This window comes from Enterococcus faecalis, assembly GCF_029024925.1.
Lineage (GTDB): Bacteria > Bacillota > Bacilli > Lactobacillales > Enterococcaceae > Enterococcus > Enterococcus faecalis.
The window spans coordinates 1-16,368 of the sequence record NZ_CP118962.1 but is presented as its reverse complement, the minus strand read 5'-3'; the positions used below and the strand labels follow the sequence as shown (position 1 = coordinate 16,368).

Below are 16,368 nucleotides of genomic sequence, written 5' to 3'. Positions count from 1 at the left end.
CATAGTTTTTCATTTTTATATAAAATTAAAAAAGAACGTAAAGGCTGAACTGGCATAAGCCATCCTTTACGTTCCCTTAAAAATCTGCTTAAATTTGTGCCCAAACGCTTTCTAAAACGTTCGTTTGGTTACGGTCTGGACCTACAGAGAATGTTGAAATGCGCACACCAACTAATTCTGAAATCCGATGCACATAGTTACGAGCATTAGCTGGTAAATCAGCTAAAGTTTTGCAACCAGTGATATCTTCAGACCAACCTGGTAATTCTTCATAAACTGGTTTACAGCGGCTTAATTCTTTCAAGCTTGCTGGATAATGATAAATTAATTCACCATCAAGTTCATAAGCTGTACAAATTTTCACCGTTTCTAAACCACTTAACACGTCAATCGAGTTTAATGACAAGTTTGTAATCCCTGATACACGTTTTGAATGACGCATAACTACTGAATCAAACCAGCCGACACGACGCGGACGTCCTGTTGTTGTTCCGTATTCTTTACCGACACGACGAATGGTTTCTCCTGTTTCATCAAATAATTCTGTTGGGAATGGGCCGTCACCGACACGTGAAGTGTACGCTTTGCAGACACCAACCACTTTATTAATTTTTGATGGACCAACGCCACTACCGATAGTTACGCCACCAGCTACTGGATTAGAGGAAGTAACAAATGGATAGGTTCCTTGATCGATATCCAACATGACACCTTGTGCCCCTTCAAATAAAACCCGTTTTCCAGCATCTAATGCATCGTTTAAAATAACCGAAGTATCTGTAACATATTGTTTAATTTGTTGTCCGTATTCATAGTATTCTTCAAAAATATCATCAAATTCAATGGCTTCGCTATCAAACATTTTAACGAATTGACGATTTTTTTCTTCTAAGTTAATTTGCAAACGTTCCGCAAAAATTTCTTTATCCAATAAATCAGCGATACGGATTCCCACCCGTGCTGCTTTATCCATGTAGGCTGGGCCAATTCCTTTAATCGTTGTCCCAATCTTGTTTTCACCTTTCGCATCTTCTTGCAATTGATCCAATTTAATATGATACGGCAAGATGACATGGGCACGATCTGAAATACGTAAATTATCAGTGGCAACATTATTTTCTTTTAAATAAGCTAATTCTTTTACTAAAGATTTTGGATTCACAACTACGCCGTTACCAATTACACTAATTTTTTCTTTATAGAAAATCCCTGAAGGAATTAAATGTAATTTATACGTTACGCCGTCGAATTTAATGGTATGTCCGGCGTTATCTCCGCCTTGGTAACGAGCGATCACTTCTGCGTTTTCACTTAGAAAGTCTGTAATTTTTCCTTTACCTTCGTCGCCCCATTGCGTTCCAACAACTACTACTGATGACATTCGAACACCTCGTTCATAATTTTTTTGTCCTGAATCATTGTACCAGTAAAACCAGTCCCTTTCAAGGGTAAAAATCGAATATTCTTTCACAATCAAAAGCGTTTCTGTCAAAAATACGAACATTTTTAGTTATGTTTTTGTAAAATAATAAAATATACGAATATTGTTCGTGTTTTACTCTCTGATTTTAATCCCTTAATAAGCAAAAAAACGAACTCAAAAAATGAGTTCGTTTTTTTAGAATTCTGTCCTCGGCGAAAGCGAAGAAAATTTATTATATTCTTTAATGAAAAGTAATTCGACCGTTCCACGCGCACCACTACGGTTTTTCTCAATGATAACTTCTACAACATTGTCCACTTCTGGTGGCTCATGATCGCCGTCTTCTCCTTCACCACGATCGTAGTAATCATCACGATAAAGAAAGGCAACGATATCGGCATCTTGCTCAATGGAACCTGATTCACGAATATCACTTAACACAGGACGTTTATCTTGACGTTGTTCCACGCCACGAGAAAGCTGTGACAAAGCGATAACTGGGACTTTTAACTCTTTCGCTAATTTTTTTAATTGACGTGAAATATCAGAAACCTCCTGTTGGCGGTTCTCTTTTCCAGTTCCTTCAATCAATTGTAGGTAGTCGATCAAAATTAGACCTAAGTTGCCTTTTTCTTGTGCTAATTTACGACATTTCGCACGAATTTCGGTAATTTTAATCCCTGGTGTGTCATCAATATAGATATTCGCACGGGACAAACTACCCATCGCAATAATTAAGTTTTGCCATTCTTCTTCAGATAATTGCCCTGTTCTTAAATGGCTAGCCTCAATGGATCCTTCTGCACAAAGCATCCGGTTCACTAATGATTCTGCCCCCATTTCTAAACTAAAAATAGCGACAGCTTTATCTGTTTTGGTGCCGACATTTTGGGCAATATTTAATGCAAAAGCGGTTTTCCCTACCGCTGGACGGGCCGCTAGAATAATTAGCTCTTCCGCTTGCAAGCCAGCAGTCATTTTATCCAATGCTTGATAGCCTGTAGGTAAACCAGTAATCTCTTCATCATTTTGGTATAATTGGTCAATATTCGCAATAGTTGTATTTAGAACATCTGAAATTGATAAAAAGCCACTGCGATTCCGCTTTTCGGAGACTTCTAAAATGCTTCGTTCTGCATCATCCAAAATAGATTCAACATCTTCACCTTGCTCAAAGCCTTTAGTTACAATCTCTGTAGCGGTTTGGATTAAGTTGCGCAGCAACGATTTTTGTTCAACAATTTTTGCATAATAAATGACATTGGCAGCTGTCGGTACAGCTAAAGCTAAATCTGACAGATAACTTAGTCCGCCAACATCTTCTAACAAATTCTCTTGTTCTAGGCGATCTTTGATTGTTACCACATCAATCGCTTCATTTCGGTCGCTTAAGGTCATCATCGTTTGGAAAATCAACTGATGACTACGACGATAGAAATCTTTAGGTTCCACATATTCCATCGCTTCTATTAGCACATCTGCATCTAAGAAAATAGAACCTAAAACGGCTTGTTCCGCTTCAATATTTTGTGGCGGTACCCTATCTTGCAATAATTCATTCATTTTGTTCTCTCCCACGATGTCTTACTTTCTGGTTCATTTAGTCTATCCATTTTAACACAATTTCATTAAAAAAAGTACATTTTTTCTCTGCTGATTTCTCTATTTTTAGTTCACTTTTCAATTTCAAAAAATATACAAATAATAAAAATATAATGCTTTCGTTAATTTAAAGTGTTGTATATTTGATTTTTAAATATTATAAAAATAATTCGAGTAATTTATTTGGTATAAAAAAGAAGCCGGAGAAATCGGCTTCTTTTTTATCGATTGTATTATTCCGCTACGACATGAACCTTAATTTTCGCTGTAACTTCATGATGTAGTTTGACTGGTACGTTAGTGTAGCCTAGAGAACGAATTGGGTTGGCTAATTCGATTTTGCGTTTATCCAATTTTACATTGTATTGTTTGTTTAAGGCTTCTGCAATTTGTTTTGAAGGAATTGAGCCAAATAAACGGCTGTCTTCTCCAGCTTTTGCCTTGATCTCTACAACAGTCTTTTCATCTTCTAAAAAGGCTTGCATTTCTTTTGCTTGTGCTAAAACTTCTGCTTCATGTTTTTCTTGGGCTTTCTTTTGACCCGCTAACGCACTCATGCTCCCTTTATTGGCTTCTTTCGCATAACCATTTTTAATTAAAAAGTTTTGGGCGTAACCAGTTGGCACTTCTTTTACGTCCCCTTTTTTTCCTTTTCCTTTAACGTCTTGTAAAAAAATGACTTTCATTTTCTTCACTCCTGTTCATACATTTCATTAATATTTTGACGAATTACATCAAGTAGTTGCTCTTTTACTTCTGCTACTGTTACGTTTGATAATTGTACTGCCGCATTAGTAAAGTGACCGCCACCACCTAAATTTTCCATAATAATTTGGACATTAATTGAACCATTACTCCGAGCACTAATGCCAATCTGTTGATCCGTCCGCTTGGTAATGACAAATGCTGCATTAATCCCTGCCATAGAAAGTAATGTGTCCGCTGTTTTGGCAGCTGTGACACTATCATATTCTTTGTCTTCACTCCCTGCAACAACGACGGTATCTTTTGTGACATATTCGCTTTTAGAGATTAAGTTGTTCATTTCCAGATAGCTTGTAAGATCAGAACTTAATAGATATTGTACTAAAGATGAGTCTGCTCCACAAGTTCGTAAATAACTAGCCACATCAAATGTTCGCGCCGTCGTTCGTGTATTGAAACTTTTCGTATCAACCACAATTCCCGCCAACATCATGGTTGCTTCAAAGGCCTGCAGTTTATTTGCGCTATTACTTTGGTATTCGATCAATTCTGTGACTAATTCTGAAGCAGAAGAGGCAGAAGATTCAATATAAGAAAGCAAGGGTTTTGCTGGAAATTCGTCTCCTCGTCGATGGTGATCAATGATTACCACTTTATCAAAACGCTCATAGAGCTCTTGTGAGATCGATAGAGACGGTTTATGGTAATCTACCATAACTAATAAGCTACTTTCTTTCTTGCGCTTCATGGCCTCTTTAGGACTAATAATGCGCTCTTCTAATTCTGGGTACTCTTTAATCGCCTCTAACACTCTTTTGACATCGGGAATGATTTCATTTTCATCTAAAACAATCCACGCTTTTCGATTATTAAACGAGGCTAAACGAGCAACACCAAATGCTGAACCTAACGCATCCATATCTGGATAACGATGGCCCATAATATAGATGTCAGCTGATTCCGCAATAATTCCCTTAATTGCCATGCTCATTGCGCGAGAACGTACTTGGGAACGTTTCGTCGTTACTGCCGTTTTTCCACCAAAAAATAACGGCTTCGCTTCATCTTTGGCTTCTTTTACAACCACTTGATCGCCGCCACGTACTAAAGCTGTATCTAGGTTTGTTTGAGCCGTGGTCCCGGTTTGATCTAAGGTTGGCCCCCCATAAGCAATCCCCATACTTAACGTAATGGCTACTTCATGGTTAGCTGATTCCTTACGGATCGTATCCAAAATAGAAAATTTTTCGTCCATCATTTTTTGAATATCTTCCCATTGGGCAATGAAAAAATAACGTTCTGCGTTGATTCGCTTATAAAAAACTTTGTATTGGTCCATCCAATCAGAAACCATCGTCGTAATGAAACTATTCAAATAAGAAATTTCTTTCTCGTCCATTGTATCGGTGACATCATCATAATTATCGACAGACACAATGCCAATAGCCGTTTGCATTTCGACTTTTTCTTGATACAAATTACTTTCTTTAGTGATATCTTCAAAAGTAATTGTATGTTGTTCTTTATTGACGCTAAAGCGATAGGTATTTTCGTCAATCGTAAAAATATCTTGGTTTCGTTCTGCTAATTCTAAATAAGACGTCACTTGGCTAGCGGTTAACGTTAGCTGATTGTCTTTATTAAAAATAGAAGCAGCATAAGGATTAAGCCATTCTACCGCGCGTGTTTCCCCGTTATACGTAATAATTCCCACAGGTACTTCATTTACAACATAATCCAACGATTGTTCAGCAATGGAACTTGCTTCTTGAATCTTTTCTACGTTCGTAATTTCTACATCTCTAATCAACAGCCGAATAACCACTAAGAGAAAGATATCTAATGCGATAATTACCGCCAATAGCAGCCATTTATTTGTTAGTAAGAAATAGAGGAGAAATTCTACTAAGAGAAGACCCACAACAATTAAGAAACCGTTTTTTTGAATTCTCTTCTTTTGCATTTTTTTGCCTCCAATCTTTCTGCAGACCTTTGAGGCGACTTGTTCCAACGAGCATATTGCTCTGGTGATTCACTAGTTATTTCATCCCTTATTTTATCACAAAACACTTCATTCTGCGAACCTTGTTATGTTTCACGTGAAACACTAGTCAAGATAAAAAAGAACCAAAGAGCAAGCTCTTTGGTTCTGGAAATTGTCATAAAATTATTGTTCGTCACTAACGAATGGTAATAATCCCATGATACGTGCGCGTTTAATAGCAATCGTTAATTTACGTTGGTTTTTAGCGCCAGTACCTGTAACACGACGTGGTAAAATTTTGCCACGTTCTGAAATGAATCGTTTTAACAATTCAGTATCTTTATAGTCGATGTATTCGATGTGGTTTGCTGCGATGTAGTCGACTTTCCGACGTTTACGTCCGCCTCTTCTTTGTTGTGCCATTCTTGTTCCCTCCTATCAAATTCGTTTAGAATGGTAAATCATCATCTGAAATGTCGATAGATGAACCTGAGCCACCAAATGGATCAGAATCTTTATCGAAATCAGGCATACCGTTATTGTTTTGCGACTGAGAAGATGATGGATTGAAACTATTGTTGTTGTTATTAAATCCAGAACCGGCATTGTTATTACCAAAGCTACGATTTTGTGATTGATAACCATTTTCGTTGTTATTAAAGCTACCGCCGCCAGTTCCTCTTTGTTCTGAAGCAGAACGAGATTCTAACAATTGGAAGTTTTCACAAACCACTTCAGTTACGTAGACACGTTGACCTTGTTGGTTCTCGTAGTTACGAGTTTGAATTCTTCCGACAACACCTAATAATGTACCTTTACGGGCATAATTAGCCATTGTTTCTGCGGGTTTACGCCAAATCACACAGTTGATAAAGTCTGCTTCACGGTCACCATTTTGATTCGTAAAGTTACGGTTTACAGCAAGTGTAAAGGTCGCAACAGCTGAACCACTAGCGGTGTAACGTAAGTCAGGATCTTTTGTCAATCTTCCGACTAATACAACGTTATTAATCATTCAAAACATCTCCTTTCGTCAATAAATGTTTCATGTGAAACAAATTATGCTTCTACCTTCACGATCATATGACGGATAATATCGTCATTGATTTTTGCTAAACGATCAAACTCGTTGATTGCGCCAGCTGTTGATGGAGAAGTAACATTAACGATATGATAGATGCCTTCACGGAATCCGTTCATTTCATATGCTAAGCGGCGTTTTTCCCAATCTTTAGATTCGATAACTTCTGCTCCGTTATCTTTTAAGATTGTGTCGAAACGTTCTACTAAAGCAGTTTTTGCTTCTTCATCAATGTTCGGACGAATAATGTACATGATTTCGTACTTCGTATCTTGACTCATTGATTTTCACCTCCCTATGGACTTCAAGGCTCTTAGTTGGCTAAGAGCAAGGAGAACATACCTAAAAAGGTAGTTCACAATCTCTAATTATATGCTAATTGATGGACAAAAGCAAGAAATAGTTTTGAAAAGCCCCAATAAAAAAGTTTCGCCAACTGGCGAAACTTTTTTATGTTATTCTTCTGTTTCTGATGTTGTTTCGTTTTCTGTTGTTTCTACAACTTCAACGATTTCTTCTTCCACTTCTTCTGGTTCTACAACAGCCATTGTTACCACTTTGGCACCATCTTCCATTCTCATTAAACGAACCCCTAATGTTGCGCGTCCTGTTTGAGAAACAGAATCAACGTTAAAGCGGATAATGACGCCTTTGTTCGTAATCAATAAGATATCTTCATCACCATTGACCGTGGTTAAACCAGCTAATGGACCATTTTTCTCAGTGATATTTGCTGTCTTAATCCCTTTACCGCCACGTCCTTTAACTGGATATTCAGAAGCTTTTGTACGCTTACCGTAACCATTTTCAGTAATAACTAGGACTTCTTTGTTTTCATCCAGAATCGCTGCACCGACCACATAATCATTTTCGCGGAGACGGATTCCCCGAACACCTGATGCTGTCCGGCCCATATCACGTACAGTATTTTCATCAAATGTGACAGAGTATCCTGCATGTGTTCCGATAATCATCTTCTGATTGCCATTAGTCGTTACCACGTTAACTAACTCATCATCTTCTTTTAAGCTAATGGCGATTAATCCATTACTACGGATATTAGAAAAGGCTGTTACGGCTGTCCGTTTGACGGTTCCTTTTAAGGTTGTGAAGAACAAGTATTTACCTGCTTCCGCTTTGCCCTCAACAGAAATAATCGCTTGAATTTTTTCTGCAGAATCAATTCCCAGTAAGTTAATCACTGGAATTCCTTTTGCTGTTCTACCGTATTCAGGGATTTCGTAACCTTTTGCTCGGTAAACTTTCCCAGTGTTCGTAAAGAATAATAACGTGTCGTGTGTTGAACAAGAAACTAGGTTTTTCACGAAATCATCATCATGAACGCCCATGCCTTGGACACCACGTCCGCCACGGCGTTGCGCCCGGAATTCAGAGTTTGCCATCCGCTTAATGTAGCCGTTATTGGTTAATGTAATCACGACTTCTTCTTCTTCGATTAAATCTTCATCTTCAAGACTTAAGACTTCACCTACTAATAATTCTGTGCGTCGTGCATCACCAAATTTTGTGCGAACGTCATTTAACTCTGTTTTAATGATTTCAATGACGCGTTCTGGGCGGGCTAAAATGTCCTCTAAGTCCGCAATGAATTTCAATAGCTCTTGATATTCATTTTCAATTTTGTCGCGTTCTAAGCCTGTTAAACGGCGTAAACGCATATCTAAAATCGCTTGCGCTTGACGATCTGAAAATTCAAAGCGTTCAATTAACGTTGCTTTTGCTTCGTCATCTGATTGTGATCCACGGATAATGGCAATGATTTCATCGATATGATCTAAGGCAATTCGTAGACCTTCTAAAATATGCGCCCGTGCTTCTGCTTTGTTTTTGTCAAAAATCGTCCGGCGAGTAATGACTTCTTTTTGGTGCTCGACGTAGTTTTCTAAAATACGTTTCAAGCTTAAAATTTTTGGTACGCCTTTTTCGATGGCTAACATGTTAAAACCAAAAGATGTTTGTAAGGCAGTCATTTTGTACAAGTTGTTTAACACAACAGAGGCACTCACATCTCGACGAACATCGATGACGATCCGCATGCCTTCACGAGAAGATTCATCCCGCAAATCAGTAATTCCTTCAATTCGTTTATCTCTGTGTAATTCAGAAATTCGTTCGATTAATTTGGCTTTATTCACCATATAAGGCAATTCAGTTACTAAAATACGTTCTTTTCCATTCGGCATTTCAGTCAATTCAACTTTTGCACGAACAGTAATCGAACCTTTCCCTGTTTCATATGCTCGGCGAATCCCTGATTTCCCCATCACTAAACCGCCTGTTGGAAAATCTGGTCCAGGTAACACTTCCATCAATTCATTCGTCGTTACATCAGGATTGTCCATCAATAAACTTGTTGCATCAATCACTTCACTTAAATTATGTGGTGGAATATTTGTTGCCATCCCCACCGCAATCCCCGTTGTTCCGTTAACTAGTAAGTTTGGAAAACGAGCAGGTAAAACTACTGGTTCTTGTTCTGAATCATCATAGTTTCCTTGGAAATCGACTGTATTTTTGTTAATATCTCGTAGCATTTCTAAAGCAATTTTACTCATACGTGCTTCGGTATAACGCATAGCGGCAGCGCCGTCACCATCGACAGAACCGAAGTTTCCGTGGCCGTCAACTAACATAGCCCGATAACTAAAAGGTTGTGCCATCCGCACCATTGATTCGTAAATCGCACTGTCCCCATGGGGGTGATATTTACCCATAACATCCCCAACAATCCGGGCTGATTTTTTGTGTGGTTTATCAGGGGTTACCCCTAATTCGTTCATTCCATATAAGATTCGGCGATGAACAGGTTTTAAACCGTCACGAACGTCAGGTAACGCGCGGGCTACGATAACACTCATTGCGTAGTCAATGAAAGATTCTTTCATTTCGCTGGTCAGATTGACGTCTTGAATGTTTTCTTTAATTTCTTCACTCATGAATTTTTTCCCCTCTAAATATATGTTCTAGCGTCTCTTACAACGTTGCGACACATTAAATATCCAAGTTTTTCACGTAATGGGCATTTTCTTCGATAAACGCACGACGTGGTTCCACACGATCGCCCATTAGCATTTCAAAAATTTGGTCAGCTTCAATGGCATCATCGACACTCACTCGCGCCATTAATCGTTTTTCTGGGTCCATTGTTGTTTCCCAAAGTTGGTGATCATCCATTTCACCCAACCCTTTGTAACGTTGAACACTTGGTTTTGGTGAAGCAGGTAATTCTTCTAACACTTTTGCTAGTTCCTCTTCAGCATGTTTGCCCGGTTGAACGTAGGTGATGTTTTTCCCTTGTTTCACACCATATAGTGGTGGTTGGGCAATATACACATAACCAGCTTCAACAATTGGACGCATGAAGCGATAGAACAAGGTTAATAACAACGTTCGAATATGCGCACCATCGACATCGGCATCGGTCATAATCACTAGTTTGTGATAACGTGCTTTAGAAACATCGAAATCTTCGCCGAAGCCTGTTCCCATAGCTGTAAATAATGACCGAATTTCTTCATTGGCTAAAATTTTATCCATGCTGGCTTTCTCGACATTCAAGATTTTCCCACGAATTGGTAAAATGGCTTGGAATTCACGGCTACGGCCTTGTTTTGCTGAACCGCCGGCCGAGTCTCCTTCGACGATAAATAATTCGCATTTTTCCGGATCTTTACTTGAGCAATCAGCCAGCTTCCCTGGCAAGTTGCTAATTTCTAACGCGCCTTTACGACGGGTGACTTCACGGGCTCTTTTAGCGGCTAAACGAGCTTTTGAGGCCAACATACCTTTTTCGACAATTTGTTTGCCGACTGTTGGATTTTCCATTAAGAATTTTGTAAAGTATTCTGAGAATAAACGATCCGTAACGGTCCGTACTTCTGAGTTCCCTAATTTCGTTTTCGTTTGTCCTTCAAATTGAGGATCTGGATGTTTGATGGAAACCACTGCGGTTAAACCTTCACGAACATCTTCCCCAGTTAATTTTTCATCGTTTTCTTTCATCAATTTTTGTTTACGTGCATAGTCATTAATCACACGTGTTAAAGAAGTTTTAAAACCAGATTCATGCGTTCCGCCTTCATAAGTATGAATATTGTTGGCAAAACTTAAAATATTTGAGTGGTAGCCATCTGTATACTGCATTGACACTTCCACTGTAATATCTTGTTGCTCTCCTTCAATGAAGATTGGCTCTGGGAAAATAACGTCTTTATTGGCATTTAAATGCTCAACATAACTCTTAATCCCGCCTTCATAGTGATACTCTTTTTTATCTTCTTGTCCTTCACGACGGTCTTCAATTGAAATGTGTAAGCCTCGATTTAAAAAGGCTAATTCACGAACCCGTGTTGCTAATTTATCAAAATCATAAACGGTTGTTTCTGTAAAAATTTCAGGATCTGGAATAAAGTGAACAGTAGTTCCGTGACGATCCGTTTCTTCGATAACTTTTAGGTCATCAACAACCGCACCACGACGATATTCTTGGTAGTACACTTTGCCATCTTTATAAACACGAACATCTAAACTGGTCGATAAAGCATTAACAACAGAGGAACCAACACCGTGCAAGCCACCTGATACTTTATAGCCGCCACCGCCAAATTTCCCGCCGGCATGTAGCACTGTAAACACTGTTTCCACAGCTGGGCGACCTGTTTTAGCTTGAATCCCGACTGGAATTCCACGACCATCATCGATAACAGTAATACTATCGTCTGGTTCGATAATTACTTGAATTGATTTAGCAAATCCTGCTAAGGCTTCGTCGATAGAGTTGTCAACGATTTCCCATACTAAGTGGTGTAACCCTTCGCCACTAGTAGAACCTATGTACATACCAGGACGTTTCCGGACAGCTTCTAAGCCCTCCAAAACTTGAATCTGACTAGCGTCATATTCTTGCGCACGTTCTCTCATGTTTTTTTCTTCTTCTGTCATGTCGCTGAATTCCTTTCTATCTTGCCTTGTTGAACATAAAAAATATCTGGTTCAACTGTTAGCTTGTCTTTTATGTGATCTAAACTAGTTGTCGTTAAGAACGTTTGAACTTTGCCTTCAATCGTTTCTAACAAGTGAATTTGACGTTCATTATCTAATTCACTCATGACATCATCTAGTAATAACACAGGATATTCTCCTGTTTCTGAATGCATCAAATCAATCTCTGCCAATTTAATACTTAAAGCTGTCGTTCGCTGTTGACCTTGTGAGCCATACGTTTGAACATTTTGACCATTGACAATAAATAGCAAATCGTCACGATGAGGGCCTAAAAAAGTATTCGCTTTAAACAATTCACGCTTACGATTGTTCATTAATTGTTGGAGCAATTGATTTTGAAGTGCTTCTAAGGAAAGATCCGTGTTGTCAATTGGGATGCTTGATGCGTAGTCAATGGTGAGCGTTTCGCGTCCATGACTAATTTTTTGATGGAGTAAGTTTGCCCAGTGTTCTAATTTTTTAAGAAAACCTAACCGAGCGTATAGAACTTTCCCGCCAAATTCAGCTAGCTGCTCTGTCAAAATATCGAGATAAACAGTATCTGTTTGTTTCTTTTCAGCTAGTTGTTTTAGGTATTGGTTCCGTTGCTTTAAAACAGACTGATATTGGACAAGATCATAAAGATAAATAGGACTCACTTGTCCGAGTTCCATGTCAATAAATTTCCGGCGGACTTGCGGTGAGCCTTTCACCAAAGATAAATCTTCTGGGGCAAATAAAATAACATTCAGTTGCCCAATGTACGCACTGAGCCTTTTTTGCTCAATGTGGTTAACCTTGGTTTTACGTCCTTTGTTGGAAATTAAAATTTCCAACGGCACGGTGCCTGTCTTTTTTTCAACCACACCGCTAATTTTAGCTGCTGCTTGTTCCCAGCCAATTAATTCTTTTTCATTGCTGGTTCGATGACTTCGTGTCATTGCTAGAACATAAATGCTTTCTAACAAGTTGGTTTTTCCTTGGGCGTTTTCGCCTAAAAAAAGATTTAACGTTTTTGGAAAATCTAAGCTGACTGTTTCATAATTACGATAATGCTGAAGTGTCAGCTCATTCAGCCGCATCGTCGGACTCGTTTCCGTTTTTCACCATAAAAAAAGTACCTTCTTCAGGTATCTCAATCATCATGCCCGCATAAAGTTTCCGTCCGCGACGATTTTCCAACTCGCCATCAACAAACACGCTATTATCTGCCAAATACCATTTGGCTTGGCCGCCACTACCAATGACGTTGATTTCTTTAAGAAACTGACCAAGCGTTATATACTCAGTTGCTAAAACAAACGTTTTTTTCAATGTGCATCCCTCTTTTTTCTAATACGTTCTCATATATATTATACCCTTTTTCATAAGAGAAAACAAATTTATCTGTCTAATTTTCATTCTAAGCAATTTTAATTCTAAATGACCGAAAATATTATTAGGATAAAAAAACTCTTAAAAAGCATTTTAAAACGGAAATTGATATTTTCTTGAGAAAAAAGGGACCTGATTTGGCAGAAATGACGAGTAGCGTTTAACTAAAAAACAATTAGGGGTAACTCAAAGACAAACGAAGAGGGCGCGCAATGAAGAAAAGTAGCTTGTAGAGGTCTGAGCGTCGTTTTAAGCAACGTAAACTTCTTTCACTAGGAAATGTTCATAAAAAAATGAACAGCCCTTAAACGAAAAATTAAAGGGCTTTTTTCTTTATCCACGAAAAAAAAGGCAGAATTTATTCGTCAAACGATAGTTCAAATATTCACAATCATATTAGCGTAAAAGCTATTCTAGTTATAAAAAGCTTATCTAGCAGCGTTTATCGGCTTTAAACAGACGACAAAAAAGAACCTTCGGCGATCATATTGATTTTCCGAAGGTCTTTTTTAAACATGATTAATTTGTACGAACCGGTGTAATTAGTTGAATGAAATCTAGTTCTGTTTCGGTTGGCTCCAATGTAAACGGACGAATTGGAGAAAGGAATTTCACGGTAATATTCATATCGCCAAACGCTCGCAACGCATCTTTCATATAATCTGGGTTGAAAGAAATATCCAACGCTTCACCAGAAACATTTTCATAGTTTAAAGCTTCTTCGACTTTTCCAATTTCAGGTGAATTTCCATATAAAACAACAGAATCTGGTGAAATTGAAAGGCGAACAATATTGTTACGTCCTTCATGAGAAAGTAAAGAGGCACGTTCGATTGCTGAAAGCAATTCTGGTACATAAAATTCAATTTGCGTGTTATGGCTAGTTGGAATTAAACGGTTGGTATCAGGATAATTTCCTTCTAACAAACGAGAATAGAAGTACATTGTTTCTGTTTTAAATAGCACTTGGTTTTCCATAATGCTGATTTCAACCATTTCTTCTTCATTGGTTAATGAACGAGAAAGTTCAGTTAAACTTTTTCCTGGAATTACAATGTTAAAGTCTTCTACTGCTTGTTCTGTCGGGATCACACGTTGACTTAAACGATGTGAATCTGTCGCAACGGCAAGTAATTTTTGATTTTCTAAAATAAAGTGAACCCCAGTTAAAATTGGACGACTTTCGTGCATCGATACAGCAAAACCTGTTTCACTAATAATTTTTGTCAATAAATGAACAGGTAATTTCATTTGGTTTTGAGTATCAATTACTGGTAAGTGCGGATAATTATCCGCATCTAATCCATTAACCGTAAAATCAGCTTTTCCTGAAGTAATTGCAACTTGATTGTTATCTAGAACTTCCATTGTGAACATATCTTCTGGTAATTTACGAATAATTTCGCCAAAGAAACGAGATTGTAAAACGATGCTACCTGTGCGTTCAATGGTCATTTGAGCTTTTTCATCGTCTTTACTTAAAAAACTTTCAATTGAAATATCCGCGTTACTCCCAGTAAGTGATAAGCCATCTTCTGATAACACAATTTTAACACCTGTTAAGATTGGAATCGTTGTTTTAGAAGAAATTGCTCGTTGAACAGTTTGTAATTCTTGTAAAAAGACACTTCGTTTGACCGTTAATTTCATAATGTAAACTCCTTTTTAAGTATTTTCAATACGTTCTAATTTTGTACGCCACTGTTTTGTATATTATATATAAATAAATAATAAAAGTAATAGGGCATGTTGATTCTGTGGAAAAGTCAAAAGAGCATTGATTTTACTAAGTTATCCACTTGTGTATAAGTTGTGGATAACTTTGTTCTTTTTTGTTTAGTTTTCCACATCCTAAGAGTTCAATAAATTTTTAATTTCACTGACTTCTTTTTGAATCGCTGGATCTTTTTCCAATAATTGCTGAATCTTTTCGTGCGCATGAATCACCGTTGTATGATCTTTGCCGCCAAATTCGGCACCAATTTTTGGCAAGGAATTGTCGGTCATTTCTCTAGCAAGATACATTGAGATTTGACGAGGAACCACAATTGTTTTCACCCGTTTTTTCCCTTTTAAATCTTTAAGAGGCACATGATAATATTTGGATACTTCTTCTTGAATTTGTAAAATGGACAATTGATTTTTACTACCAACTGATTTTAGAGATTTCAAGGCGTCCGCCGCTAAACTAGTGGTAATATCTTCTCCATTAATAGTTGCAAAGGCTTGAACACGGACCAAAGCACCCTCTAATTCACGGATGTTGGAATCAATTTGACCAGCGATATAACTTAGTGTATCATCCGGAATTTCTAAACGCTCGGCATCTGCTTTTTTGCGCAAAATTGCAATCCGTGTTTCTAAATCAGGCGGGGTGATATCGACAGACAAACCCCAAGCAAAGCGAGAAACTAATCGTTCAGGTAATTTTGGAATATCATTCGGCGGGCGATCACTTGTTAAAACAATTTGTTTATTTTCATTGTAAAGATCGTTGAAGGTATGGAAAAATTCTTCCAATGTTGCTTCTTTTTCCGCCAAAAATTGAATATCATCGACTAATAATAAGTCAACATTGCGATATTCTTTCCGAAATTGTTCGGATGTCTTTGTTTGAATTGAGTTGATAAATTCATTCGTAAACGTTTCGCTACTAACATATTTGACTTTGGCATCTGGTTGATTCACTAACATTTGATGACCAATAGCATGCATCAAATGGGTTTTCCCTAACCCTACACCACCATAGAAGAAAAGGGGATTGTAAATCGAACCTGGATCCTCGGCAACAACAAGCGCTGCAGCGTGCGCCATTTGGTTTCCTTTACCAATAACGAAGGTGTCGAAAGTGTACTTAGGATTAAGCATCGCTTTTTTACTTTGTTCACTAAAAACAACTTCTTCTTCGGCAGGTTCTTCGAGTTCTTGTGCCAGTGCTGCGTCTTTTTCATCGGCAACAACAAAATGGGGCATCACTTCTGCACCGGTCAATTTAAATCCAGTTTCGACAATTTTTGCCGAAAGATTTTTTTCCCAGTAATCACGATGAACTGCAGAAGGGACTTCTAGCCACAATTGATTGTTGTCTAATTTCAAAGGGCGTGTGGTTTTAATCCAAGCATCAAAACTTGGCGCCGACAAAATCGCTTGATAGGCTTCTTCAAGGCTATGCCAAAAACTTTCCACGTCGGGCAT

At 38.1% G+C, this 16,368-nt stretch carries 13 protein-coding genes; all 13 read right to left on the bottom strand.

What is annotated here, in order from left to right; genetic code table 11:
* Nucleotides 1-88: 88 nt before the first annotated feature.
* Nucleotides 89-1,381 carry an adenylosuccinate synthase gene (locus PYW42_RS00065; RefSeq protein ID WP_002359213.1) on the bottom strand — a complete coding sequence of 431 codons (1,293 nt, stop codon included), beginning with the start codon at nt 1,379-1,381 and terminating at the stop codon, nt 89-91.
* Nucleotides 1,382-1,618: 237 nt separating this feature from the next.
* A complete protein-coding gene (gene dnaB, locus PYW42_RS00060; protein ID WP_002381331.1) occupies nt 1,619-2,986 on the bottom strand; it encodes a replicative DNA helicase in 1,368 nt (455 codons plus the stop codon).
* 272 nt (nt 2,987-3,258) lie between these two features.
* On the bottom strand, nt 3,259-3,711 hold the full coding sequence (gene rplI, locus PYW42_RS00055; protein ID WP_002356023.1) for a 50S ribosomal protein L9: 453 nt from the start codon (nt 3,709-3,711) through the stop codon (nt 3,259-3,261).
* Between the two features lie 5 nt (nt 3,712-3,716).
* Nucleotides 3,717-5,693, bottom strand: a complete 1,977-nt coding sequence (locus PYW42_RS00050) for a DHH family phosphoesterase (protein ID WP_002356022.1) — start codon at nt 5,691-5,693, stop codon at nt 3,717-3,719.
* Nucleotides 5,694-5,897: 204 nt separating this feature from the next.
* Nucleotides 5,898-6,137, bottom strand: coding sequence for a 30S ribosomal protein S18 (gene rpsR / locus PYW42_RS00045; protein ID WP_002356021.1), 240 nt, complete (start codon nt 6,135-6,137; stop codon nt 5,898-5,900).
* 25 nt (nt 6,138-6,162) lie between these two features.
* Entirely contained in the window at nt 6,163-6,729 is a 567-nt protein-coding gene (gene ssb, locus PYW42_RS00040; RefSeq protein ID WP_002364599.1) for a single-stranded DNA-binding protein, read from the bottom strand.
* Nucleotides 6,730-6,773: 44 nt separating this feature from the next.
* The gene (gene rpsF, locus PYW42_RS00035) at nt 6,774-7,076 is read right to left on the bottom strand and encodes a 30S ribosomal protein S6 (RefSeq protein ID WP_002356019.1); all 303 of its coding nucleotides are present in this window, start codon (nt 7,074-7,076) and stop codon (nt 6,774-6,776) included.
* A gap of 174 nt (nt 7,077-7,250) precedes the next feature.
* The gene (gyrA, locus tag PYW42_RS00030; RefSeq protein ID WP_002361457.1) at nt 7,251-9,752 is read right to left on the bottom strand and encodes a DNA gyrase subunit A; all 2,502 of its coding nucleotides are present in this window, start codon (nt 9,750-9,752) and stop codon (nt 7,251-7,253) included.
* Nucleotides 9,753-9,807: 55 nt separating this feature from the next.
* Entirely contained in the window at nt 9,808-11,757 is a 1,950-nt protein-coding gene (gene gyrB / locus PYW42_RS00025) for a DNA topoisomerase (ATP-hydrolyzing) subunit B (protein ID WP_002359210.1), read from the bottom strand.
* A complete protein-coding gene (recF, locus tag PYW42_RS00020; RefSeq protein WP_002356016.1) occupies nt 11,754-12,881 on the bottom strand; it encodes a DNA replication/repair protein RecF in 1,128 nt (375 codons plus the stop codon). The genes gyrB and recF overlap by 4 nt, the downstream gene beginning before the upstream one ends.
* The gene (gene yaaA / locus PYW42_RS00015) at nt 12,868-13,113 is read right to left on the bottom strand and encodes a S4 domain-containing protein YaaA (protein WP_002356015.1); all 246 of its coding nucleotides are present in this window, start codon (nt 13,111-13,113) and stop codon (nt 12,868-12,870) included. The genes recF and yaaA overlap by 14 nt, the downstream gene beginning before the upstream one ends.
* Nucleotides 13,114-13,692: 579 nt before the next feature.
* On the bottom strand, nt 13,693-14,823 hold the full coding sequence (gene dnaN, locus PYW42_RS00010) for a DNA polymerase III subunit beta (protein WP_002356014.1): 1,131 nt from the start codon (nt 14,821-14,823) through the stop codon (nt 13,693-13,695).
* Nucleotides 14,824-15,024: 201 nt separating this feature from the next.
* Nucleotides 15,025-16,368, bottom strand: coding sequence for a chromosomal replication initiator protein DnaA (gene dnaA / locus PYW42_RS00005; RefSeq protein ID WP_002356013.1), 1,344 nt, complete (start codon nt 16,366-16,368; stop codon nt 15,025-15,027).